Annotated in this window: 22 protein-coding genes; 14 read left to right on the forward strand and 8 right to left on the reverse strand. The window is 44.1% G+C overall.

What is annotated here, in order from left to right; translation table 11 throughout:
- The first annotated feature begins 109 nt into the window (after positions 1-109).
- A complete protein-coding gene (locus ACVA58_RS19280; protein WP_446511990.1) occupies positions 110-1,816 on the forward strand; it encodes a phospho-sugar mutase in 1,707 nt (568 codons plus the stop codon).
- 69 nt (positions 1,817-1,885) lie between these two features.
- On the opposite strand, the gene ACVA58_RS19285 is transcribed toward ACVA58_RS19280, so the two are convergent.
- Entirely contained in the window at positions 1,886-2,335 is a 450-nt protein-coding gene (locus tag ACVA58_RS19285) for an exoribonuclease R (RefSeq protein ID WP_446511991.1), read from the reverse strand.
- Positions 2,336-2,531: 196 nt separating this feature from the next.
- On the opposite strand from ACVA58_RS19285, the gene mrcB reads away from it, so the two are divergent.
- The 4 genes from mrcB to ACVA58_RS19305 all read left to right on the forward strand — a co-directional run bounded on the left by mrcB (position 2,532) and on the right by ACVA58_RS19305 (position 9,323).
- Positions 2,532-4,889, forward strand: a complete 2,358-nt coding sequence (mrcB, locus tag ACVA58_RS19290; RefSeq protein WP_446511992.1) for a penicillin-binding protein 1B — start codon at positions 2,532-2,534, stop codon at positions 4,887-4,889.
- A 201-nt stretch (positions 4,890-5,090) separates the two neighbouring features.
- Positions 5,091-6,788: an asparagine synthase-related protein gene (locus ACVA58_RS19295; protein ID WP_446511993.1), complete on the forward strand. Its 1,698-nt coding sequence runs from the start codon at positions 5,091-5,093 to the stop codon at positions 6,786-6,788.
- Between the two features lie 88 nt (positions 6,789-6,876).
- Positions 6,877-7,458, forward strand: coding sequence for an NUDIX hydrolase (locus tag ACVA58_RS19300; protein WP_446511994.1), 582 nt, complete (start codon positions 6,877-6,879; stop codon positions 7,456-7,458).
- 578 nt (positions 7,459-8,036) lie between these two features.
- The gene (locus tag ACVA58_RS19305; RefSeq protein ID WP_446511995.1) at positions 8,037-9,323 is read left to right on the forward strand and encodes an L-cysteine desulfidase family protein; all 1,287 of its coding nucleotides are present in this window, start codon (positions 8,037-8,039) and stop codon (positions 9,321-9,323) included.
- A gap of 87 nt (positions 9,324-9,410) precedes the next feature.
- On the opposite strand, the gene ACVA58_RS19310 is transcribed toward ACVA58_RS19305, so the two are convergent.
- The 3 genes from ACVA58_RS19310 to ACVA58_RS19320 all read right to left on the reverse strand — a co-directional run bounded on the left by ACVA58_RS19310 (position 9,411) and on the right by ACVA58_RS19320 (position 11,723).
- A complete protein-coding gene (locus tag ACVA58_RS19310; RefSeq protein WP_446511996.1) occupies positions 9,411-9,695 on the reverse strand; it encodes a Rho-binding antiterminator in 285 nt (94 codons plus the stop codon).
- 195 nt (positions 9,696-9,890) lie between these two features.
- Complete coding sequence (locus ACVA58_RS19315) at positions 9,891-10,676, reverse strand: RelA/SpoT domain-containing protein (RefSeq protein WP_446511997.1); 786 nt, start codon at positions 10,674-10,676, stop codon at positions 9,891-9,893.
- Positions 10,677-10,934: 258 nt separating this feature from the next.
- Complete coding sequence (locus ACVA58_RS19320) at positions 10,935-11,723, reverse strand: phosphoribosylglycinamide formyltransferase (protein WP_446511998.1); 789 nt, start codon at positions 11,721-11,723, stop codon at positions 10,935-10,937.
- A gap of 358 nt (positions 11,724-12,081) precedes the next feature.
- Between ACVA58_RS19320 and ACVA58_RS19325 the strand changes: the two genes are divergently transcribed.
- Positions 12,082-12,411 (forward strand): hypothetical protein, encoded by a 330-nt coding sequence (locus tag ACVA58_RS19325; protein ID WP_446511999.1) that lies wholly within the window; start codon positions 12,082-12,084, stop codon positions 12,409-12,411.
- Between the two features lie 18 nt (positions 12,412-12,429).
- Here ACVA58_RS19325 and ACVA58_RS19330 read toward each other — a convergent pair whose 3' ends face one another.
- The 3 genes from ACVA58_RS19330 to ACVA58_RS19340 all read right to left on the reverse strand — a co-directional run bounded on the left by ACVA58_RS19330 (position 12,430) and on the right by ACVA58_RS19340 (position 14,420).
- Positions 12,430-12,789, reverse strand: coding sequence for a HopJ type III effector protein (locus tag ACVA58_RS19330; protein WP_446512000.1), 360 nt, complete (start codon positions 12,787-12,789; stop codon positions 12,430-12,432).
- Positions 12,790-12,860: 71 nt separating this feature from the next.
- The gene (locus ACVA58_RS19335; protein WP_446512001.1) at positions 12,861-13,259 is read right to left on the reverse strand and encodes a DUF2750 domain-containing protein; all 399 of its coding nucleotides are present in this window, start codon (positions 13,257-13,259) and stop codon (positions 12,861-12,863) included.
- A gap of 126 nt (positions 13,260-13,385) precedes the next feature.
- Positions 13,386-14,420 (reverse strand): transporter, encoded by a 1,035-nt coding sequence (locus tag ACVA58_RS19340; RefSeq protein WP_446512002.1) that lies wholly within the window; start codon positions 14,418-14,420, stop codon positions 13,386-13,388.
- A 475-nt stretch (positions 14,421-14,895) separates the two neighbouring features.
- Between ACVA58_RS19340 and ACVA58_RS19345 the strand changes: the two genes are divergently transcribed.
- The 7 genes from ACVA58_RS19345 to ACVA58_RS19375 all read left to right on the forward strand — a co-directional run bounded on the left by ACVA58_RS19345 (position 14,896) and on the right by ACVA58_RS19375 (position 21,676).
- Positions 14,896-15,495 (forward strand): hypothetical protein, encoded by a 600-nt coding sequence (locus ACVA58_RS19345; protein ID WP_446512003.1) that lies wholly within the window; start codon positions 14,896-14,898, stop codon positions 15,493-15,495.
- A 42-nt stretch (positions 15,496-15,537) separates the two neighbouring features.
- The gene (locus ACVA58_RS19350) at positions 15,538-15,873 is read left to right on the forward strand and encodes a carbon storage regulator (RefSeq protein ID WP_446512004.1); all 336 of its coding nucleotides are present in this window, start codon (positions 15,538-15,540) and stop codon (positions 15,871-15,873) included.
- Between the two features lie 160 nt (positions 15,874-16,033).
- A complete protein-coding gene (locus tag ACVA58_RS19355; RefSeq protein WP_446512005.1) occupies positions 16,034-16,624 on the forward strand; it encodes a hypothetical protein in 591 nt (196 codons plus the stop codon).
- 76 nt (positions 16,625-16,700) lie between these two features.
- Positions 16,701-17,375, forward strand: a complete 675-nt coding sequence (locus ACVA58_RS19360; protein ID WP_446512006.1) for a C39 family peptidase — start codon at positions 16,701-16,703, stop codon at positions 17,373-17,375.
- An 8-nt stretch (positions 17,376-17,383) separates the two neighbouring features.
- The gene (locus tag ACVA58_RS19365) at positions 17,384-17,893 is read left to right on the forward strand and encodes a hypothetical protein (protein ID WP_446512007.1); all 510 of its coding nucleotides are present in this window, start codon (positions 17,384-17,386) and stop codon (positions 17,891-17,893) included.
- Positions 17,894-18,189: 296 nt separating this feature from the next.
- A complete protein-coding gene (locus ACVA58_RS19370; protein WP_446512008.1) occupies positions 18,190-19,533 on the forward strand; it encodes a VpsR-related response regulator in 1,344 nt (447 codons plus the stop codon).
- Between the two features lie 253 nt (positions 19,534-19,786).
- Complete coding sequence (locus ACVA58_RS19375; protein ID WP_446512085.1) at positions 19,787-21,676, forward strand: methyl-accepting chemotaxis protein; 1,890 nt, start codon at positions 19,787-19,789, stop codon at positions 21,674-21,676.
- 8 nt (positions 21,677-21,684) lie between these two features.
- On the opposite strand, the gene norR is transcribed toward ACVA58_RS19375, so the two are convergent.
- Entirely contained in the window at positions 21,685-23,271 is a 1,587-nt protein-coding gene (gene norR / locus ACVA58_RS19380; RefSeq protein ID WP_446512009.1) for a nitric oxide reductase transcriptional regulator NorR, read from the reverse strand.
- 269 nt (positions 23,272-23,540) lie between these two features.
- Here norR and ACVA58_RS19385 point away from each other — a divergent pair, with 269 nt between their 5' ends.
- A complete protein-coding gene (locus ACVA58_RS19385; protein ID WP_446512010.1) occupies positions 23,541-23,879 on the forward strand; it encodes a DUF1971 domain-containing protein in 339 nt (112 codons plus the stop codon).
- Positions 23,880-23,910 lie beyond the last annotated feature (31 nt).

The raw sequence follows: 23,910 nt of genomic DNA on the forward strand, positions 1-23,910 counted from the left end.
AATGACTTATTTTTCATATCGTTAAGTCTGCTTTTTAAGACAAAGATAATTGTTCCTTGTGGCACACGCTCTATACTTTCCCAAACGGTTACTTATAGGGAGTGCTAACATGTCACCAGAAATCTCAACATGGTTAGCGCGGGACCCAGATCCTGTCACACGAAAAGAGCTTCAACAATTAGTGGATGCTAATCGCCAATCAGAGTTGGTTGAGAGGTTTTCTGCTCGTCTGGCATTTGGTACTGCGGGGCTGCGTGGTGTTGTTGGTGCAGGGCCAAACCGGATGAATCGGTTGGTTATTCAAGAAACGGCTTTGGGACTGGGTAAATATCTGCTTCAGGAAAATACCGAGTCTGCGTCAAAAGGGGTGGTGATTGGTTATGATGGCCGTCCTGATTCTCGTCAGTTTGCTCATGATGCGGCCTCAATGCTCACGTCTTTGGGGATCAGGGTCTACCTGACAGAAAAAGTGGCTCCTACCCCTGTTGTTGCTTTTGGCGTACGTCATCTTAACGCTGCTGCTGGTGTGGTTGTCACTGCTAGCCATAACCCGCCGGCCTATAATGGGTTCAAAGTGTACTGGGGTAATGGTGCACAAATTATCCCTCCTCATGATTCAGGAATCGCTCAGCAGATAGATATCGCAGCCACTGAACCTTTACCTGAGCACTCTATTGATGATGCAGAACGGGAAGGCTTGCTTGTGTGGCTAAATGGTGATTTTTACACCGAGTATCGAAAAGCACTTAACAACAGCGATTTGCTTTCAAACCATAACGAGCCTGAAGCGCTCAGCTTGGCCTATACCGCGATGCATGGTGTTGGGGCTGAGTTGGCTGAGTCGTTACTCGCTGATGCTGGGTTTAGTCAGGTTTACAGTGTCGCTGCTCAGCGAGAGCCGGACGGCCGATTTCCTACTGTGAATTTTCCTAACCCTGAAGAGCCGGGGGCGATGGATTTGGTTATCGCCGAAGCCGATAAACATCAAGCTATGCTGGCCTGTGCTAACGATCCCGATGCGGATCGGTTTGCCGTCGCCGTACGAACGGAGGAAGGAATTTACCAAATGCTGACTGGCGATCAGGTCGGTGTGTTGCTAGGCCATTACTTGTTGACCCATGCAGGACCGACACAGAATTTGGTGGGCACGACGATAGTTTCGTCGACTTTACTGAAAAATATTGCTGAGTCGGTAGATGCTTCCTTCTTTCAGACGCTGACAGGGTTTAAGTGGCTGACGAATGTGGCAATGGAGAAACAGACCGAAGATAGCCAGTTTTTATTTGCCTATGAGGAAGCACTCGGTTACACCGTGGGTAATGTCGTATGGGATAAAGACGGTTTGTCTGCGCTCGTTGCTTTTGCTCAGTTAACCGCGGAACTGGCCGTGAAAGGAAAAACGGTGTGGGATCAGCTTGAATCTATTTATCGTGAACATGGCTTATATATTAATGCTCAGCGCAGTATTGCTTTACAGCCAGGAACACCGCCGATTGGTGATACACTTCGCGCAACGCCGCCGACCCAGATTGCAGGACGAGGTGTGGCCATAACCGATGACCTGAAAATACCTCAACGTATCTATGCCGACGGGCAGGTAGAACCGATAGATTTACCGCCGAGTGATGTGTTGATTTATCACCTAGATGATGGATCACGCGTTGTGGTTAGGCCCTCAGGGACAGAGCCAAAGCTGAAATGTTATTACGAGGTGGTTGAGGCAATGAGCCATGAAGATTGTTTTAATCATGTTCAGCAGCGCGCTGTAGAGGCGATGGACGACTTGATCAGCAAGCATCAGGCGTCATTAGGGTAGCCTCTATACTCCAGCCAGAGCAAGCGGCTCTGGCTGGAGAAGAGATTATGGTTAGGTATATACCAGCTATCAGTTACGCTTTTCGTTAAGTTCAGCGTAAGTATGAAGCAAGTCCGTCAGTGCTTTAATCCAGCCAAATGCGTCTTTTGGCGCGTTAACTAATACTTTTTCCACTTCTTCACAGTGTTGCTCAAGAGTAACGGCTTCTTCCAAATTGAACGACATGGCATAGAAGTGCCAAAGAACAAGGCGAGTCATACGTTCCGTATTTTGCTTGGCATTTTCTGATTCTTCGAAAGCGGTGCTGACTTCACCAAGAGCAATAGCAGTCATACGCAGCATTGCATCAAACTGGGCAGATTTCATGCGATCTTCGCTGTCGATCTCTTCCTGTTCAAAGGTAAAGATTTCTTGCATCGTATCTTCAGGAACCATGCGGCCAATTACACGCAAGCTGAATTCTTCCAGTTCATGGCGTGGCATTGTCATTAGGCACTCTAGTTTGTAATCGCGTTCCATTTCATCTCTGCTTGGCTATCAGTTGTGGGGCGCGTATTTTGCGTGATTTTGACCGTAATATCCAGACATGAGGAGGGGTTAGGTCGTTTCTGGCGGTACGGCTTGATTAAAGGAGTAATATGCTTTGACAAAATACTGACAAAATTAACTCAACCTTGGGGTAAGGTCGGCGCGAATTTGCCACGAAAGCGACGTTATGACCAAGCAACAGAAGTCCAATGAGCCTCAAATTAATGATCCTAAAACCAATGAACTGAACCAGCTATCATCAGAGCCAGAAATCGTCAGTAAATCTCGCCGCTCATACCGTAAATTGAAATTTACCGTATTGGGCGTCTGCCTGCTTACCGCTGGTGGGCTGATAAAGATGGGTGTCAATATTAATGATGAAGTGACAGCAAAGTTCGAGGGGCAGTTGTGGCAATTACCTTCTGTTGTATATGCGCGTGAATTGGCACTACAACCTGGCGCGGTGATCCGCTATGACGATTTGATCAACGAACTGGAAGCTCTTAAATACCGTAAAGTCAGTAAACCCTCTCGTCCTGGGGAGTTTTCGACTAGCCGATTGAAGGTTGAGTTGATCCGCCGTCCATTTGAATTTCGCGATGGTCAGCAAGATGCCCGGCATGTAGTTGTTGAATTTGACTACTCCAAGGTTAAATCAATTGTTGAGGCGGAGACAAACCGAGAGCTCGGCTATATCCGAGTTGAGCCTAAACTGCTAGGGATGCTGGAAGCACAGACAGACGAGCAGCGTCTCTATCGTCCCATGGATGAAATGCCAGAAGCTCTTATCGATGCATTGATTGCAACAGAAGATCGCGATTTCTATCAGCACGACGGGGTTTCACCGACAGCAATAGCAAGGGCATTTCTTGCTAACCTAAAGGCTGGACGGACAGTGCAGGGTGGTAGCACCTTGACTCAGCAATTAGCCAAGAATATGTTTTTGACCAGTGAACGCAGTTTATGGCGAAAAGCGCGTGAAGCGTATATGGCGCTGATCATTGACTATCGTTATAGCAAAGATCAGATTCTGGATGCCTATCTGAATCAGGTATACTTGGCGCAAAGCGGTCGCGATGCGGTGCATGGTTTCGAGCTAGGCTCGCGGTTTTACTTCGGCTTACCGTTGTCAGAACTTCGGGTAGATCAGCAAGCGTTGTTGGTTGGCTTAGTGAAAGGCCCATCATATTATAATCCATGGCGTTACCCTGAGCGTACCAAGCGTCGCCGGGACCTGGTATTGCAGTTGATGTTCGAAAACGGGGTATTGGAACAAGATGACTATCTTGCCGCAGTAGATAAACCGCTCGATATTCAAGACAAAGGAACGATCTCAAACCGTCAGCCTGCATATTTTGGTCAGTTACAGCGTGAGTTGGCTGATAAAGTGAATAATTATCAGGCAGGACAGGGGCTAAGGCTCTTTACAACTCTGGATCCCCGTTCTCAGGAAACGGCTGAGCAGTCTGTACGTAAAGTGATCCCGCAGCTTGAGTCTAAAGCCGGTGACCAGCTTGAAACGGCTGTGGTGGTCGCAGACCGAGTGAGTGGTGAGATACGAGCGATGGTGGGTGGATCTCGTCCGGGATACGACGGCTTCAATCGTGCCGTTGATGCCAAGCGTCAGATCGGCTCGGTGGTAAAACCGGCTATATATTTGGCGGCGTTAGAATTGCCTAAGCGTTTTTCTCTTTCAACAAGCCTTCAAGATCGGCCGTTGACCCTAAAAGGTCAGAATGGAGAAAATTGGTCGCCGCGTAACTATGATCGTCAATATCGTGGAGAAGTGCCACTTTATACTGCTTTGGCAAAATCATACAACATCCCGACGGTGAATTTAGGGATGGCTGTTGGTTTGGATGAAGTCATTAGTACCATGGAAAAGCTTGGTATTGATAAAAATGAGGTGCCGAAATTGCCGTCTATTTTGTTAGGAGCGTTTACCCTGACACCGGTAGAAGTCACTCAAATGTATCAGACAATTGCCAGTGGCGGGCATCGTACCGAGTTATCTGCACTGGGTGCGGTAGTGGATAGTGAAGGTAACATACTCTTCCAGTCGTTACCGGTTTCTACCCAAACTGTTTCTGAGCAAGCTTCTTGGCTGACCATGTATGGTTTACAACGCGTGGTGAGTGAAGGAACGGGAAGATACCTTAATAAAATTTTGCCTTCTTCTCGTCTAGCAGGGAAAACCGGTACCTCTGATAAAGGCCGTGATAGCTGGTATGTCGGTGTTGATGGCCGCGAGGTGGTGACGGTTTGGATGGGAAGGGATGATAACAAGGCGGTCAAGCTGACTGGCTCTTCGGGACCACTGCGTTTGTATGCGGATTATATCCAAAGCCGTGACCCTGAACCTTTGGTTATGCGGGCTCCTGAGCAAATTACCGAGTTTGATTACTACCGTGATCAACGTGGCGTATTATCGCAAAGTTGTGTGGGACAAACTCACCTCCCTGCTTGGGATCCTCAGGGAACCCTTAAGCAAGGCTGTGTCCGAAAAGTTGAGAGTTTCTTTAAGCGCCTATTTGATTTCAATTAACAGCGTAGATGAGCCTTTAAGGACTGCGATATTTTTAAATCCCCTAAGCTTATTAATGGCTTGGGGGATTTTTTAATTGCTTTGCAATTAGCAAAAAAAATGAACGGCGGGAGATTTTTTCCTTTAAATTCAACTATTTAAATTTTAATTCTTGTTGGCTCACAAATTGCCTTATTTATGGAAAGATTATAAGGAGTGGGCATGAGTATAATAGCAGGCATTTTTTCGACTCGCTGGACACCTGAGCTCAAAGCGGTCAAGCACAATATAGATAGACACATTTCACGCAATCAGGATGACGTTCGTCATAGTTTTTCTGATTCTTACCTATTTTTGAGTCAAGTTGATTATCAGTGCTACGGTGGTGCTGCGAAGGCTGACGATGAAAAGGGCTTTGTCGTTGGGACTGGGCACCCATTGCTAACTTCAAGTATTAAAAGCGATATGGAGTCGCTGCTTGAATACCAACACCTAGAACAATCCCTGCTCGAGGCCGAGGGGACTTTCTGTATATTTCATTACCAGAAAAGGACCCAACGACTATCGATATATACAGATAGTTTAGCGGTCAGGCCTTACTACTTTATGCAGTTTCAAGGCGCCGTGATATTTAGCACCTGCTTACGCTTGTTCCCTGAGCTAGGGATCCCGCTTGAAAATAATCTTGAGGCGCTGACAGAAATAGCAACCTTAGGCTACCCGTTAGGGAGTAAGACGCCTTATAACCAAGTGTTTGCCTCTCGTCCTGGTGAGATGCTAGAAATCTCAGATTTGAATATGTTGGAGTCTGACTCAATCGGCCTTCAACGAAAACGATACTTTAAGTGGTCTGATACCGATATAACGCCATGTTCATTGCAAGAAGGCTTAGATAGTTTGGATGCCGGCTTCAAACAAGCTACTGAGCGATACCTTGGTTCGGATAGCTCGACCGTCAGTACATTATCCGGAGGGTTAGATTCTCGGGTAATTGCAGCTGAACTACAGAGAAGGGGAGCCGAAGTTGAGTGCCTTAACTTTTCGCGGAACCATTCGCAGGATGCGAGTTATGGGCAGCAATTCGCAGCCTATCATCATATTCCTCTTCACAGTATACGGGTGACTGATACCCAGGAACTAACCGTTGAGCAACGTTTAGGTAAACACTGGCAACCTGATAACTTTGAATACTATGATAAATTAGCTCGTCCTCGGCTTTTCTGGTCTGGGAATGGTGGTAGCGTATGTGTCGGGCAGATCTATACCGGTGAAGCTATCATTGAGGCTTGTCGACAAGAGAACCTTGAGCTGTTGGTTGATTGTTATTTAGAGCAGCAGATGGCTTATATTCCACCGCGTTTAGTCAGGCAGGGCGAAATGCTGCAGAAACGACTCAAGCAAAATATCATTGATAGCTTCGAGGAGTATGCGCATTTACCGCTCATCAAAGCTTATCAATTGTTCTTGTGGGAGAACGATCAACATCACCATCTAGCACTGCCATACGAAGACATGGACCGTTTCCAGCTGGACTTTTGCTTGCCGTTTTACAGTAAGTCCGTGCTCAAAGCTATGTTCGCAATGGAAACGCAATGGGCATTAAAGCATGGTATATACATGGCTTGGTTGCAGCAATGCTATCCTCAAGCGTTAATGACTCCCTGGCAAACCTACCCCGGGCATATTCCTTGCCCGATTGATGTTGAAAAACCCAAAGAGACTCAATGGCAGTTTTCTATACCGACAAAGACAAAAAATCAGTTACTCCGAGAAGCCATAGCTACAGTGTTTAGCGAAAATGGAAATATGTATAATCGCTCTGTGCTGGGTTTGCAATTTACACTGACGGCGCTGAGGCTCTATGATTGCACTGCCGGGCTGACAATGGTCAAGCGAATGAATGCTTATGTGCTTAAGTGATTTTGGATGGCTGCGTATAGTCTTTAGCTTGGGTAATGGAGGGTTATCAGCTAGAATGCAGCGCTTGTTGAACGTTCGGAAAATAAACATGCGACTACTGAAATCAACCGTGCACCCTGATTTAGAAAACTTTGAAGCGTCTGTGAATCAGCAACAGACGTTTCTCCGTAAGGCGGCACGAGGCATCATTCTGAATGGTGACAATATCTTAATGTTGTATACCGAGCGTTACCACGATTATACCTTACCAGGTGGTGGTATTGATGAAGGCGAAGATGCCATTGAAGGCTTGATCCGCGAGTTGGAAGAAGAAACGGGGGCCCAGAATATTCGGGATATTCGTGAATTTGGTACCTACGAAGAATACCGCCCTTGGTACAAGCCTGATTTTGACATTGTTCACATGCTCTCATACTGCTACGTGTGCACCATCGATGAACAGCTAGGGAACACCAAGCTGGAAGATTATGAAGTTAAAAATGGCATGAAACCTGTTTGGATCAATATTTTTGACGCGATCGCCCATAACGAGCACACCATCGCCAACAGTGAGAAAAAAGGCATGTCGATTGAACGTGAAACGTTCTTGCTAAAAACTATTGTCGATGAACTGCTTGGCAAAGCAGACAGTTTGGCAACCGAGCCTTTACCACTAAGAGCAGCGAGCTGATTAAAGGTAAATGTTAGGCAAGTAAGATGCCCTGCAAATAGAACGGTCCAATAGGGCCGTTTTTTTATACCCCGTTTTTGAGTTATCAACGCGTTTAGTGTGTTTGTTTGTACCGAGGACGATAAATTATATGATTTATGTCACACAGTGCATTCCATGGGGAAAACTTTTCTACTAAAGGTCTTTGGTGGAGGAAAAATAAGAAAATAATTTTCCCGAGATAGCGGTACATTAACCATATACCCAAGCTACTTCAAGATGCAGGTTCAGCGAGAATTTATAAGCTTATAGACAAGGCATTGTTTTGAAGATCTAGTGGCTCTAAATCAAGAAACAATAACGCAGTATAGAAGCTTAGAAACTCGCCCTTCGGGAGGGTGTCAGCCCATTCACTCTTTCGTTGAAGCTTTTTGAAAGGGAATGCCATTCCTGCAAACCTTCTCCTTGGATTGAAGGCGCTGACAACCTTCTGAATCCTGCACCTTGAGGTAACTTGGGTATAAAGATAAGGGCTTATATCTCCTGAATTTGCATTTAAATAAGCCTGATACCCTATTAATGTCATGAAGGTGATGAACATGAAAAAGCATCTATGGAATGGTTTTATTGAGACTGTAAAGCGTGAAGTTGTGCCAGCGCTGGGCTGTACCGAGCCAGTTTCTGTTGCTTTGGCCGCTGCAATGGCTACGCGTGAACTAAAGTGTACTCCTAATTATATTGAGGCTTTTGTTTCACCTAACTTGATGAAAAATGGCATGGGTGTCGGCGTACCGGGTACCGGAATGGTCGGTTTGCCAATTGCAGCGGCAGTGGGCGCATTGGCGGGCGACGCTGATGCAGGCCTCGAAGTATTGAAAAGTATTACTTCGGAAGACGTTGCTTTAGCTAAAAAGATGCTAGATGGCAGCGCGGTATCGGTAGGTGTGGCTGATGTCAGTAATATTCTGTTTGCCAAGGTTACCGTTGGCGACGGAACGGATACAGTGACGGTGATTATTGCTGATAGCCATACGCAGGTTGTTTCTATCGAGAAGAATGGTCAAGCGATGTTTATTGCAGACCAAGTAACTACTTCGCAAGCAACGGCAAAAGAAAACATTTTCGAACAAGCGACAGCTGAAGATATTTATGAGTTTGCTCTCCACGCACCGTTGGAAGATATTGATTTTATCTCGCAGGCGTATTCGTTGAATAACGAGCTGTCCAAAGAAGGGCTGACTGGTAAATACGGTCTGCAAATTGGTGCAACCTTCCAACGCAATGTCGATCGAGGTTTGTTATCTGGAGGTTTGTTGACGGACATTTTACGCCGTACATCGGCGGCTTCGGATGCCCGAATGGATGGGGCAATGAAACCGGCGATGAGCAACTCGGGTTCGGGCAATCAGGGGATCGCAGCAACCATGCCTGTTGTCGTGGTTGCAGAGCATATCAATGCCAATCAGGAAACAGCAGTGCGCGCACTGATGATGTCTCACCTGATGGCTATCTATATCAAAAGCTATCAGAACAAGTTATCAGCACTTTGTGGCGCAACGACAGCGTCTATGGGGGCGGTTGCTGGCATGACGTGGTTGCTTGGCGGCCAATTCAATCATATCAGCAATGCTATTTGCAGTATGATTGGTGATATCACCGGTATTATTTGCGACGGTGCTAAGACAAGTTGTGCGATGAAGGTATCGTCGTCTGCCAGTGCTGCGATCAAGGCGGCACTAATGGCTCTTGATGGCATTCGAGTCACGGGCAACGAAGGCATTGTTGCTGATGACGTAGATACCTCTATTCGTAACATGTCAGCACTGGCCAATGGGGCGATGACGCAAACAGACGTGCAGATCTTGGAAATCATGGTCCATAAATAATTCTTCAGTAATGAATAGTTGAAGAACAAGTCAGGTATACAGACAAAGGGCACTTAGGTGCTCTTTTTTATTTGTATAACAACTTGGTTAGCTTTTGAAAATCGCTTGAGTTGATGGAATAACTTCGGAAAAGCTTGATCCCGGTGTTAACGACTTCATTTTTGTGATGAAGTCTAAGCGGATTTTGGTGTACTGGTAGCGCGTTTTACATACGAGCCATTCAGAACGGTCAGGGTGTATCTCGGTATTGATACATTGCCCTTCTACGGTGCTGTCATCTCTGAGCTCAAGTAATACGTCATAATGGGCGTCACAGGCTTGGTCGAGATGATTTTGCAGCATGTAGTCGATGGGTTGGTAACGATTTGTCATAACGCGGTCTCTGTATTAGGGGCTGCGTTGTTGTTTTGGCCCCAAGTTGAATGAAGATTCCATAGCCACCACCTAAAAGCGTAGTCAAAAATGAGAATCTCGCTTAAAACTGAAACAACTTGAAATGGTTTTACGAGTAGATGTTATTGAGGGTCGAGGCCACTGCCACGTTGCTAGTGACCTCTGGGGGAATGGTTATACGGCGATGCTCGCAGGCTGAAGGTACTGTTGCCATGCATCATGGTAAAGAGACTTCGAAGTAGCTCTTAGCTTTTTGATTTGTGCTGTTTCAAATTCACTTTGTAGGCGGTTCTGGCTAAGTGCTGTTCGCTCAATATGCTGAATTTGTTCGTAAATTTTGTGTTCCTCACCATTTTTAACATCCGAAATTGCATCTAGGTGTAACTGAACTTCGGCAATTAGCTCGGAATCAGGCAGTTGAACCAGTAACTTCAAGTCACGGTAGCCAGAATCGGTCGGGGTTTTAAATCGGTTTTTAACAGACACGATTGTCGCTTCTTTGCTAATCAGCTCAAAAGCATCAACTAGACCATGGATATCATCTGCAACCAGTGAAGCTCGGGCCAAGTCGGTAATCTTGCTTGCATCACCGTTGAGCTCCGTGGCAATTTTCTTTTCTGCTCGAGCTCTTGATTTCACATCAGGCAACACGATATTGGTGTTGGTCATTAAGCCCACTTCATTCATCAGGTTTGCCAGTTCCTGCTGGGCTGAAGGTGCGACGTTGTATAAATCCTCGAAATTTGTGTATGGCTGTTGAATATCAGCCGCGCGCCAGCTCTCAATGCTATAAAGTCCGCTCAGGCTTTTTTGGAACGACTTTTTGCTGGCTTCTGAATGCTTAGGTGTTACCTCATAGTCTTGTCCAGAGTAGTCTGCCATCAATGGTGCTGCCATCGCTGACCCGCGGGTCAGGAAAAACAGAACAAAACACGTTCGAAGTACAGATTTAAAATGCATCAAACAACTCCTTTGCTGCCTGATTAAATCAGGCATCATACGTAAAAGTGTGTATCTCAGCGGGCAGAGCCTGCTTAGAAAAAGTGACGTATTTATTTGAGTTGCTAGCTACTCTATGCTTTCTAGATTAACAAAGTTATCTGAACGCTGGATGAATTTGGAAAATTCATTGATGAGAGTTAACAGACTGCTGACAGAGAATCACGCAATTGGTTGAAATAAAAGGGGAGCCAGCGGCTCCCCTTGACAAATTTTTTATTAACTTGCCAGTGCCAGAGGCTCTGGCTGAAGGTATTGATGCCAGGCTTGTTGGTATAGCTGCTGAGATTCCTGTCTTAGTACTTTGATTTTTGCCACCTCGATATCATTCAGCAACCGTTGTTCTTGGCTGGCTTGGCGCTCTATGTGCTGAATAGTTTCGTAGATGTCGTGCTCAGGGCCACTTTTTATCTCTGCAATAGTATCTAAGTGGAGCTGTACTTCGGCAATTAAACCCGTTTGAGGAAGCTGTACCAGCAGTTTTAGATCTCGGTAGCCAGAAGAGGCCGGCTGTTTGAATCGATTTTTGGTTTCGACGATAGTGCTTTCGCGGCTCAGATGGTTAAAGGCGTCGACCAGTGACGAAATGTTATTTGCGACAAGTGTGCCTCGGGCAAGGTCAGTCAACTTTTCTGGTTGGCCGTTGAGTTCGGTCGCAATCTTTTGCTCTGCACGTTCTCGTGATTTCACACCAGGAATTATAGGTTGTGCTTCAGTATGAAGGCTGACTTGGGTCAGCATTTGCTCCAGCTCTTGCTGGGCAGCTTGAGCGTGCTGGTATAGCTTATCGAATTCGTTGTAAGGCTGGCTTAATGCCTCTTGGCGGAAGCTCGGTATTGAAAATAAACCGCTTAAGGAACGTTGGAAGTTATCCTTGGTGTCTTGTGTAGGGGATGGAAGTTTAAATTCCGAATCAGTAAATTGCGGTACAGCTGCATTGGCAACAGGGCCACGTCCGAAAACACATAACAGAACAAAACACGTTCTGAACAAAGACTTCGCGATCATTGGATCTCCTCGATATCACCGCCTCAACGTCAAGCGGTATACGTAAGATATCTGGGCAAAGGCTGGGTTTTCAATATGAACCTAGTCGAAAAGCTGGTGGCAAATTATCATCCTGTGACGTGCTTCCCAATCAGCATATTTACTGTGTGAGCTAGGCCATAAATAGGAATTTCTCCTTTTAGGGTCTGAATGGTGCAAAATGAGCTTGTTATCACGTTCGGTCATTTTATCAACAATGCCCAGCCTTGCTGGGCTCTGAATCAGTACTGTTTTATGTGACTTTCATTTACTGGCGGATATACGTAGATAGAGAGGGAAATGCTAGAATGCGCTGGTGATGTTAATTAAGAGATAAAAGATGCAACAAGATTTACTGATTATCTTTGCGGCAGTTTGGCTCGCAATGGCTGCGGGAAGCTATATGTTGTTCCAGAGAGGTACAGATGTCGCTAGAAAGCGCAAGTTGTGGCCGATTTACAGTATTGCAAGTAATGCCGTAATAGGTGCTGTGATTGTATATATGCAACCCCCACTGCCCATGATGCTTGGATTATTGGCTTTTATGGTGCCGCTGACGTGGTTAACGATTCGTTCAACTAAGTTTTGTGACGGCTGTGGTAGTCCCTCTCGTTCGCCATTTTTTATGAAACCACCTGAGAAGTGCTCTCATTGTCAGAAAAAACTGTAAGCGCAGAGGGGGATTTTTTCACGCACAGGCTTTTTCAGCCAATGGTGCGGTGTCAAATTGAATGCCTTGCCAACCATATTTCATGAAGTGGCGAATGTTTTGATGATCGGACACGTCAGGGTGTTGCAGAACATCGATGCGGTAATAGTCACCAAAGCAGGCAAGGGTTTCCGCTTCTGACAGCTGATTGAGCTTGGCAAAGGCGAAGATCCGGCAGGACCCTTCATTAGTAGCCGCTTCATTGAAGAGGGTATCGTTACCTAAACCGTTGGTGAAAGCAGTCGGCTGATAGGTGTAAAATTGCTCGATGATTGCCATTACTTCAGCAAAAGAGACGCTGTCAGGTTGGGACTTCAGTTTAGCTAGTAGTGCTTCCATGGCAAATATCCTTTAAAGAAGGGGCGAAATATATTGAGATCGCCCCAGAGTAACTGATTGCTATTGGTTTGTTAGCGGCTACCTGACTTTTTTGCTTGCTGTTTTAGCTCAAAGTCCAGCTCATCAGGGAATACCACTAGGCCATCTTCATCAAGATTCGGGAAAATAACGACTGCAAGCTCATCGTCTTCCAGACCATGCGTCCAGCGGCTGTGCCATTTATTTAGGGAAATCGCTTCTGCCTTGCACTCTTCCCACTCACCGGTTGCCCAAGATTCAGCGAACTCTTTGTTTGGCCATACTGGTACACAGTCCTCGTCATCGGTATTGAGCATGACGCACCCATGTTCATCCGTCAGAATCCAGATTTCGCGGTTGCTAACCACTTCTTTCACCAAATACTTATAACGCTTTTCGGCATCATAACCTTGAATCTGTTCAATTTGGCTTGGTTCTAATGGCGTGGACATTCTTATTTTCCTGTTACACATAGTAGTAGCGACATAGCATAGAGGAAAATTAGACTTTAGTCATGAAAATAGCCTTACCCGCAATGGGTAAGGCTATTAAGTGTCAGCTTTTTTAAGCGTGAAGAATTAGCGTAGGGTATATGGAACCCGAACGGTAAGCTGGAAGTCAGGGGCATCCGCGGTCAAACCTGCACTAACACCAACGTTCAATGTGGTTTCTGGGTTTATCGCGTAGTTGGCACCCATAGAAATCGAATCAAGCTGGAGAAGTTTTGCATCATCCTGAGTCGAGCCATCAATTTTCGATTTCAGAATAGTCCTATGGCTTAGGCCAAGGCTAAATGAAAATTTGGGATTAACAGAGAAACCCATACCAGCGCTAAATCCAATGGTGTCACCGAGGTCAATTTTACGTCTGATAGTTTCATTATCTATCTCGGTAGAAACATCATCTTCAATATTCCAAATGTAACTCAGGTTGGCGTAGATAACGGCAGGATCCATAGGCATGATCATAGTTAAACTTGGCTCGATACTTGGAAATCCAGAACCAGTAGGTAACTCCTCAAAACCAAAAGTACTATCGACGGGGACATCATATGGCGATGTCCCTGTGGTGGTTTTAAAGCGAAGTCCTGCAATCCAATATGGAGCTGTTTCCATATTTATCTGGTATTTGAATGCGGCTTCGATATCACCGAGATCACTGCTGTCAAACGTTTTGGTTTCAGCTTGGTTACTGCCTGAGTTTACACTCCTTTTAGAGATAGAGTCATAGCGGTAAACCCATGGAATTCGAGCTTCGACTTCCAGCCTGTTAGTAATACCGTAACGACCGGTTAGACCAAAGGTAAGGGTTGTCCGGTCGGTATCGTTAGCTTCAATGAGGCCAACAATAAGAGAGGGCAACACCGTATACCCGACAACAGAGACGGTATTGGATGAATTTTGCGTAAAAGAAAAGCTGGTATCGAGTACAAATGACCCTTTTGGTGTAAGCACGCCAGGTAAGTCAGGATCAAGAAGGTCGCCCCATGTCTGTACTCGTTTCTGCTTTTCGTTAGGTTGCGTGGAGTTAGAAGCTTGATCGGTCTCAGCTGCGACAGTCCCTGAAATCAAAGCAAGAAGCGCGATAAAGCTTTTGTCATTGAAAATACTCACGATTTCCTCACTTAATACTCTTAGCTTACCCAAAAAATATGTTGTGGTTTCTGCTTATATATATGCAATAAAAAAAGCATATTGCTAGATAAGAAAATAATAGTAGAGGTGAGAATTATGTGGTAATTAAGAATCTTATTATTAGTCTTATTTGTGAGAACATTTCTGACTTTTCTCTTCATTGATACAATCAAAAGGGTGTTTGTTATTTGAGACGGAATTCCAAATAATAAGAAAAAAATAATAACTTAGAGTAAGTGAGAAAGAATTCTAACTTTTGAAAAAGTGAGAATTATTTTCATATTTTTAACGTTATAAACGTTAGGAATTAAAAGAAAAATTTAATAAGTAAATGCTCGTGAAATTATTAAAAATAATACAGGAACTTTTTTGGCCAACACTATAGTTAAGTTATCTCGCAAACACGGCGAGTGATTATAAGAAAATAACTACTAAATATATTTGGAGTATGACCATGCGTAAAACACATATCGCACTTTTAGTAGCAGTTATCGCATCACCTCTTGCGCTAGCCAACAATGGTGGTTACCAACAGCCATATAACCCATATGCGCCTTCATATGATGATGGCACAGATGTAGAAATTGCCGATTCATTTAATGATACAATTGATAAAGATTTAACTCTAAACGTAGATAAAGAATATACGGTAGATCACAAATACTACTCTGATGACGACACTCTGTACATGAAAGATGTAAATAATAAGTACAGCAAAGAGTGGATTGATAATAGTGTATATGAGCACACTTCAAACTTCGAATTAAGCGAGATGCACACATACAATGTTGCTCATTCTAAGCTTGATGGTCATGTTGGCTATGCAAGTGTTGAATACGGCGGTGAGTGTTGTGGTGGTGGCGGTCATGGTTACGGTAAAGGTAAAGGTTACGGCTCATCTGGTGGCGCGTCATCACTCACTGTTTCTCATATGAACGATATGAGTGGTGCGTTCTCTGGTGCTTCAGGTATCAATATTGCGGGTCAGAATGCAGGTAATAACTCTCTAGTTCAACAGAGTGCAAGCACCAACGCAGTATTGGCAGGTAATTAATACATAACTGAGAGCTGCTTATGCAGCTCTCAGGAGGATGTCATGAGATATTTAACACTGATAGTAGTTGCGCTAATTTCATATAATACAGCTGCTGCTGACGAGTTGGATATTCTAACAAGCTCTGAGCAGTTGAGTGAAGAATTTATGACCCACTCCCGTGGTGGCGAATATGAACTTGAATCTGAGTATCTTCTCGCACAATCAGAGATGTATGGCAGTGTTGAAGGTAATAGCGCGTACAATACGACATCAGGAAGCAATGTACTTAACGGCGGTGCGTTGAGCGATTCTTCTGGAGTTTATAATATCGTGCAAAATACCGGCAGTAATGTATTAATTCAGAATGCAACGGTAATAAACCTGACATTGAAATAATTGTTAGTCTATCTATGCTGGCATGTAAATGTCAGCAGCCAATGAAATTGGTTTCGCAGGGCGTAACAAAAATGCTTCTGGTTTATTTATATTGATATTTTTTGAAATTACCATTAACAAATGGATTTGATATAACAATATTACATATTTGGAGTTAATCATGCGTAAAACAAATCTAATGCTATTAGCAGCAATTATCGCATCACCTATGGCACTGGCAAACGGCGGCGGTTACGGCGGTGGCTACGGCGGTGGCTACGGCAGCGATAACGAACTCGGTGATGTAGTGGTTGAAAACAGCTTCAATGATGATATCACGATTAATGCTGAAGCAAATATTAACAAAACTTATACTGATACTTACTATGCAGACAAAGATGATGACAAGTTAATCATGAAGCATGTAGGTAACACGTACGATAAACTTTATGAGAACAATTCTCAAACCAAGTATAAAGTAGACAAAAAAGTAACAATTAAAGTTGAAAAGCTTCTAGCTAAGTCGGAAATCGACGGTCACGTAATGGGTACTGAGGTCACTTATGGCGGTGCATGCTGTAAGGGTAGCTATGGCTCATATGATATGGTTTCTCATCACAACGTATTGGCTGACGGATACCAAGATGCCTCAGGTATCAATATTGCTGGTCAGAACGTGGGTAACAACTCAATGGTACAACAAACAACAAGTACCAACGCGTCGCTTGTTGGCTCAGGTGGAGCTTCATCAGGTACTGGTGGCTCATATTAAATCTAAGGGCCGAAAGGCCCTTTCTTGCTTTGCTTGAGTAATATTTCTTTTGGTATTGTGTGATAGGCGTTAGCATATGAAAAAATCAATAATTATGCTTATCAGTGTTTTAGCATCATCAAGTATTCACGCTTTAGATTATTTTCCATCTAGAGGTGGTTTTAACGTGGAAGTAAAAAGCTATCAGGAGAAGTTATTTGGTGATGTATTTAGACAGCAATATGATTTCAGTTGTGGTTCTGCTGCTGTAGCCTCATTACTGACTTACCATTATGATATTCAATCTCAAGAGAACATTATATTTGAATTTATGTTCGAGCATGGAGATCAAGAGAAAATCGAACAGCAAGGTTTTTCGATGCTCGATATGAAAAAGTACCTTGATTCTGTTGGTTTGGATTCCAATGGATATAACATTCCTCTAGATAAATTTCATGAATTACAAATCCCAGCGATCACGATTGTAAATTTTGATGGGTATATGCATTTTGTGGTAATAAAAGGCATTAACCAAGAGAATGTGATTTTGGGCGACCCCTCAAGAGGCACACTATTAATACCTATCGATGACTTCAAGAGAGTATATAAAGGTAGTGTTTTATTGGTGAAAAATAGGATTGAACAGGGGCGGGGAAGTTTTATTACAGCAGATAATTATAATATATATAACACATCTCCCACGTCAGAGGCTATTACGAGAGATTCACTATCAACATTTAGTATTACTCTGCCTGGTAGTAATGATTATTAGAGGCTAGTATGAAAAGGTTATCACGGTTATTAATTGTATCAGCTATAGGGGGCTCGGCTCTCATAACTCATGCATCTATTGGTTTTTTTTCTGTTGATGAACTGGGCTTAACGACACTATCCAATGATGAAATGTCATCGTTGCGTGGTGGGTTCGTCTCCATCAACGATAGTATTATTAATATTGGCTTGTCAGTAACAACAGAGGTAAATGGCGAGACAGTACTTTCCAGTCATGTTGCTGATTTCACAATAAGTAATGGCGTGCTCACTAGCCAAGATGGTACTAAAACCTATGATTATGGTGATCCACTGAAGGTATTCTCTTATGGGGATAATAACATTGCTGATATTAAGGATACAGATGACGCCATAGGCTTCGTGGTACAAAATACTAAAGATGATACCATTATACGAACTCAGACCATTCTAGATATTGAGGCTGATGTACAGGATTTCAATAGGCAAAGTCTATTAAATCAGCGTTTAGAGAGTGCAATATTGAATAGCGGATACTAAACCGTTTGCACTAAAAGTTTGATGTTTAGTACTTTTTTGTCATGAAAAGCATTGTATTCTTTACAATGCTTTTTTTTATTCTTTGTAATTCTATTATCCTCGATAAAAAGTTCATTTTTTTTCTTATCATTTTTAATTGTCTAACTTGTTGATAAATCTGTAATTTGATTAAGGTTTCCTAGTTTTGTAATTGTCTTGATGGAGTTTCTTATATTTGAAACGTGTCACAACACAAAAATGTCACCTATATTCTTATTACAAACACAATAAATATAAGTTGATAGAAGGTGACTTCGATGGTGACTCAAAGTCAAAATAAATCAATAGATGGTCGTTTAGTAGCACTTGGATGTAACTACGAACCATGGATTGCGCTTTTAGAACAATCTGGATGGAAAACCCACTGTTGTTATGATCTACGTACGGTTGATTCAATCTTGGAAGAATACAGCCCATGTATATGTGTTGTTGATTTAAGTAATAATGACTTTAGCTTAAATAGTATTTCACTGAGGGCGAATAAAACTAAGCAAGTTAAATGGATAGCCATCATTAAAAAGGAACAGCTTAAAACAGATGCTATCTGCCAATTTATTAATAACTTCTGTGTTGATTATTTCACAGTGCCAATTCCAAGCAGCCACATGTTGAGTACCATTGGACATCAACTTGGTATGCTTGAGATTGAGTCAAGCTCTTGGGTGGAGATCACCTCGCAGCATGACATGGGGTTGTATGGCGAGTCAAAATCAATCAAACAGTTGCGTGACATGGTCCGTCGTGTTGCGATGACTGAAGTGAACGTTTTTCTTACTGGTGAAAACGGGACTGGTAAAGAATTGATTGCGAAGTCTATCCATAACCTCTCCAAGCGGAAGAATACCCCTTTCATTGCGTTAAACTGTGCGGCTTTGAGTCAAGATGACGATAACATGGCCCTCCTTGATGGTAGTTATCGCCAGGAAGACGGAACACCATTTAATGGCACGCTCATGTTAGATAATGTTGATGAATTATCTAAAGAGCTACAAGAAGCTCTTTTAATGTATCTTCAAGCGCCTAGCTGTGACAGTTTAGAAGAGGAAGCCTCTGGGGATGTGCGTATCATTGCTTCTACCAGTGTAGATTTAGAAGTTGCGGTGACAAATGGACAATTTAGTAAAGAGTTGTTTTATCGTCTGAATGTCTTCCATATTAAAGTTCCAACATTGCGTGAGCGTGGTTCTGACATCTTCTTGCTTGCTGAAACCTTCTTGACCAAATTCGCGCGTGAATACAGCACCATGGCCTCATCGTTTTCTGAAGACTCCAAGCAGTTACTATTGCGCTACAGCTGGCCAGGTAATGTAAGAGAGCTAATTAATCAGGTAAAACGTGCGGCCTTGCTTGCTGAAGGCAATGAAGTGAAAGCCGAACATTTCGACTTACCAAGTAAGTCTAACCTCAAACAGAGTCTGCGTAATATCAAGGACGAGGCAGAAAAAGATGTGTTGGTTGCCGTGCTTGAGACCCATCGTGGACAGGTTGCTTCAGCAGCAAAAGATCTCGGTGTTTCAAGAGCAACTATGTACCGATTGCTAAATAAGCATAACATTGTGCCTGATGTTCGCCATTATAATAATGGGTATGCGAGAGAGTGAATATCTAACTCTCTCTAAATAAGGTCCCGGGAGGGGCCTTTTTTTATGGGTATTTTAGGGTTGAATGCTATTCCTTCTGATAATTACCCGATCTTTTTAAATTCAAATCATTGCGTATGACATAGATCAAATGCTTTGTTGCTCAATTCATAACGGTTAAAAAATGCTATTAAGTGATACTCTCAACACAATAAAAGTGCAATAATTCGAGGCGTGAATTAATTTATGCATAATAGCTAATAATAAAAGGAAACTGATGCTAAGTTTATCTTTGCGGCAGAAGCTTGCTGTTTCAGCAAGTATTGCCATTATCCTTGGTGGCGCATTGGTCACTGTACTCTCGTTTGTCTCTTCTCTTAATCGCCTTGATGAAGAGTTGAATGCTCGGTTACGTGGGGTCGCCTCCGCTTATAACGAGTATGTTATTGATTGGATAGATTCGAAAGCCATGGCGCTATCGGCATTTCCGCAAGATATCAAAGCTCAAGATATCCCCGCCCATCTAAGGCAAGTCAAAAACTCAGCAGGGTTTGATAATGTCTTTTTGGCTTTCACCGATGGAACTCAAGTCAATGCCAATCAGGCCGTATTACCGCCTGGCAATAATGATCCTCGTCAGTGGCATTGGTATCAAAATGCCATTATTCAAAATGGCAAAGTAACGATCGAAAACCCAACAGTTGCTGCTGCGACAGGTGCAAGCGTAGTGTCTATGGGTAAGGCTGTAAATGTTCTGGGTAACCAAGCGGTGCTGGGTGCCGATGTAGAAATAAAAAACATTGTTAACCAGCTTGATAATGTTGTATTGCCGGGTTCTGGTTACATGTTTATTGCCAATGAGCAGGGTAACATTTTTGCTCATGCTGATACCTCGTTGCTGAACCAACCGACAAACTACAAAGATAGTGATTTAACTAGCAAATTGCTGTCACGCTTGGCAAGTGGTCGCCATATTGAACGCGTTGTGATCAATGGCACCGATAGCTATTTATATGTCGCTCCTATTGTGGGTAAATCACTACAAACCGTTATCGTTATCAATGCACAGTCGGTGCTAGAACCACTTTACAGCACTTTGTACGAACAATTATTCATGACTTTGCTTGTGGTTGTCGTCTGTGCCTTCTTATTTAATCTGCTGTGCGTGTATTTGTTCAAGCCATTACAGCAAGTCTCTTCAGCGCTGGGTGTTATTGCGCAAGGTGGCGGTGATCTTACCCAGCGAATTAACATCGATACTGAAGATGAGGTCGGCGAACTGGCGAGAAACTTCAACCAGTTCGTTGCCAGCCTTCAGGTGCTTATTGGCCATGTGCGTAAACAAGGTGCAGAGTTGGGCGAAAGCGCATCACTGAGCGAGTTTCGTGCCGATAAACAAGCATCAGAGCTGCAGCGACAGCAAGATGAGATAACCATGGTGGCTACGGCCGTTACAGAAATGGCTTCGGCAACACAGGAAATTGCATCACACGCTGAGCAAACGGCACGAGCGGCACAAGACTCAACCTCTCATACTAATAGCGGTCGTGAGTTGGTTATACAAAGTCGTCACTCGATTTCTAATCTCGCCAATGAGGTGAGTGAAGCCACGACCGTGATCGGACAGCTGAATGAGCATGCTCAAGGGATCAACAGTATTTTGTCCACCATTCAGGGTATTGCGGAGCAGACAAACTTACTGGCATTGAATGCAGCTATTGAAGCGGCCCGTGCCGGTGAACAAGGCCGAGGATTTGCGGTTGTCGCCGATGAGGTACGTGTGCTTTCTCAGCGCACTCATACATCGACTGAGGAGATCCAGAGCATGATTGCGACCTTGCAGCAGATCACCACCAAAGCGGTTGACCTGATGCATACTAGTTCAAAGCTTGCTCAGTGTACGGTGGACGATGCTGATGAGGCGACGGTAGCATTGGAGCAAATCAATACCTCAGTGGCCATGATCAGTGATATGGCAACCCAGATCGCAACGGCGGCGGAAGAGCAAACACATGTGACCGATGAGATCACTCAAAATACCACCACCATCAAGGATGTGAGTGATCAGCTTACCGATGATGCCCATCAGGCTCGCCAGCAAGCCGAGAGTTTAAGCCAACAGGCTGCAAGTTTGAACGATAAGGTATCGACCTTTATTGTGTAATGGTTAGCTTATTTTAGCCCTAATCTTTTTGCCAAGCGGTGGAGGTTACCCGCGTCCAGATCCAGCTCTCTGGCAGTTGCTGCCCAGTTTTGATGGTTGCGCTGGTAACAGTCTTCAATAAACTGGTATTGAAAGCGGCTAGTCGCACCTTTAAGCCCAATATTGGTTTCGACCGACATTGGGCTTTTTATATTGTCATGGTGTGAGGGAGAGCCTTCTGAAAGTGCCTCTTTTGAAAATGCCAGCGGTGTACTAATGAGCTCAAAATGCTGTGGTTGTAATTCTATGAAGTCCAAGTTCATCGATTCAGCTCGGGCAACCACAGAGGCACGATTGATTGCGTGCTCAAGCTCACGGACATTACCTGGCCATGTATAGGCAGAAAGTTGCGCTAGCGCCTCATTACTCAGTCGCATCGACTTGATTCCCAGTTTGCCTTTACAACGCTCAATGAAGAAGCCAGCTAGCAAAATAATGTCATTTCCCCGCTCCCTTAGAGGCGGTGCTATGATGGGGAAGACACTTAAGCGATGATAGAGGTCTGCCCTGAATTTACCTTCTTTCACTTCTTCATGAAGCTGGCGGTTCGTCGCAGCGACAATTCGAGTGTTTACTTTCAAGACACTATCGTCACCAACGCGTTGTAAGTCGCCATATTGCAGTACCCGCAGCAGCTTTGCTTGTAGGGATAGGGGTAACTCACCGACTTCATCAAGAAACAGTGTGCCGTCATCCGCCATTTCGAACTTTCCTTTTCGGTCACTGATTGCGCCGGTAAAAGCCCCTTTGACGTGCCCGAATAACTCACTTTCGGCAACGGATTCTGGCAGTGCGGCACAGTTAAGGTAGATCAACGGTTTTTGGCTTCTGTGGGACGATTGATGTATCGAGGCAGCGATTAGCTCTTTACCAACCCCTGTCTCACCGGAGATCAATACAGAAAGTTCTGTTGCGGCGACGGCTTGAATATGGCTTCTCAGCTCATCCATCACTTTCGATTTACCAATCATTTCTACCTTTCCTGACGGGGTTGATTTCCCTGATTGGATTGCAGCCTGTCCGTGAGATTCTGGCATGGTGAAAGCTTGGCTTTCTAACTGCTCCATCAATAAGGCTGTATGTAAACTCGCAGCAGCTAGGGCGCTGATAATACGTAACTCTTCATCACTAAACAGATCGAATTGGTGGGGATCAAAACCATCGATGGTCAATGCTCCGATTAAGGTTTCATCGGCAATTAAAGGCAAGCCGATACAGGCATGTACATGCAGGTTGCCTTGATGGCTGGGAATAAGCCCGTCATACGGATCGGGCAGATCACTGTTATGGGGAAAACGGACAATATCTCCTGCTCTGGCAATCGCCTCAAGGCGAGGATGGTCGTTGATATCGAATTGCCGCCCCAGTACTTCTTCATATAGCCCGTTGATCGCTAGCGGGGAGAAATGCTGATCACGAAAAGCAAGCAGGGCGGATGAATCACAACCAAAAAGGGATTTGATGACAGAGAGCAGGCGATCAAATCGGTCTTGGCTGGAAATGCCTTGGGTAAGATCCAAGGCAAGCTGAGTTAATTCTTTCGGTGTATTTTGCATGGTCGTGGCTTTTGGCTAACTGCTATGTTGTCATTATGACATCCTATTGTGTTTTTGACAGTTATATTTGATTGTCTAAAAGACAATCTTTATCTTGCTGTAAAATAAAAAACATATTTTTCAATAAGATAAAAGATTGGCATGCTCAGTGCAATGTCTTAGTCAGATTTAGGGGGGCATGCAGCACCTGCCCATTGCATTCCCGTTGTTGAAAGAATGAAACAGTAAATACATCAGCTAATAGATTTAGAATTGAATTGGAGATTACCATGAGCCATCAACGTATTCCGGCACATTGGACAATACAGCGTTCAACGCCTTTCTTTACCAAAGACACGGTACCAGCAGCATTACTCAGCCACCATAATACTGCCGCTGGTGTATTTGGTCAGCTGTGTGTTATGGAAGGAACGGTTACTTATTTTGGCTTTGCTGAAAGTGAAGCAACTGAGCCAGAGGTTATGGTTGTCATTAATGCTGGGCAATTCGCAACGAGCCCACCTCAATACTGGCATCGTATCAAACTGAGTGATGACGCCCAGTTCAATATCAACTTTTGGTCGGATGCCGATAAGAAAGGGCAGCCCTTGTTCCATACTAAAGATTAGGAATAAGTAGTCACTTGATAAAATAGCCCGG

Source organism: Photobacterium sp. DNB22_13_2 (assembly GCF_052873915.1).

Bases quoted from the DNA above. Each gene is read 5' to 3' on its own strand.
- ACVA58_RS19330 (WP_446512000.1), bottom strand. From the start codon at position 12,789: ATGGAAGCACTACTAGCTAAACTGAAGTCCCAACCTGACAGCGTCTCT.
- ACVA58_RS19365 (WP_446512007.1), top strand. From the start codon at position 17,384: ATGAAAAGGTTATCACGGTTATTAATTGTATCAGCTATAGGGGGCTCG.
- ACVA58_RS19385 (WP_446512010.1), top strand. From the start codon at position 23,541: ATGAGCCATCAACGTATTCCGGCACATTGGACAATACAGCGTTCAACG.
- ACVA58_RS19300 (WP_446511994.1), top strand. From the start codon at position 6,877: ATGCGACTACTGAAATCAACCGTGCACCCTGATTTAGAAAACTTTGAA.
- ACVA58_RS19350 (WP_446512004.1), top strand. From the start codon at position 15,538: ATGAGATATTTAACACTGATAGTAGTTGCGCTAATTTCATATAATACA.
- ACVA58_RS19345 (WP_446512003.1), top strand. From the start codon at position 14,896: ATGCGTAAAACACATATCGCACTTTTAGTAGCAGTTATCGCATCACCT.
- ACVA58_RS19325 (WP_446511999.1), top strand. From the start codon at position 12,082: ATGCAACAAGATTTACTGATTATCTTTGCGGCAGTTTGGCTCGCAATG.
- ACVA58_RS19280 (WP_446511990.1), top strand. From the start codon at position 110: ATGTCACCAGAAATCTCAACATGGTTAGCGCGGGACCCAGATCCTGTC.
- ACVA58_RS19295 (WP_446511993.1), top strand. From the start codon at position 5,091: ATGAGTATAATAGCAGGCATTTTTTCGACTCGCTGGACACCTGAGCTC.
- ACVA58_RS19360 (WP_446512006.1), top strand. From the start codon at position 16,701: ATGAAAAAATCAATAATTATGCTTATCAGTGTTTTAGCATCATCAAGT.
- ACVA58_RS19335 (WP_446512001.1), bottom strand. From the start codon at position 13,259: ATGTCCACGCCATTAGAACCAAGCCAAATTGAACAGATTCAAGGTTAT.
- mrcB (WP_446511992.1), top strand. From the start codon at position 2,532: ATGACCAAGCAACAGAAGTCCAATGAGCCTCAAATTAATGATCCTAAA.
- ACVA58_RS19370 (WP_446512008.1), top strand. From the start codon at position 18,190: ATGGTGACTCAAAGTCAAAATAAATCAATAGATGGTCGTTTAGTAGCA.
- ACVA58_RS19310 (WP_446511996.1), bottom strand. From the start codon at position 9,695: ATGACAAATCGTTACCAACCCATCGACTACATGCTGCAAAATCATCTC.
- ACVA58_RS19315 (WP_446511997.1), bottom strand. From the start codon at position 10,676: ATGCATTTTAAATCTGTACTTCGAACGTGTTTTGTTCTGTTTTTCCTG.
- ACVA58_RS19320 (WP_446511998.1), bottom strand. From the start codon at position 11,723: ATGATCGCGAAGTCTTTGTTCAGAACGTGTTTTGTTCTGTTATGTGTT.
- ACVA58_RS19285 (WP_446511991.1), bottom strand. From the start codon at position 2,335: ATGGAACGCGATTACAAACTAGAGTGCCTAATGACAATGCCACGCCAT.
- ACVA58_RS19305 (WP_446511995.1), top strand. From the start codon at position 8,037: ATGAAAAAGCATCTATGGAATGGTTTTATTGAGACTGTAAAGCGTGAA.
- ACVA58_RS19355 (WP_446512005.1), top strand. From the start codon at position 16,034: ATGCGTAAAACAAATCTAATGCTATTAGCAGCAATTATCGCATCACCT.
- norR (WP_446512009.1), bottom strand. From the start codon at position 23,271: ATGCAAAATACACCGAAAGAATTAACTCAGCTTGCCTTGGATCTTACC.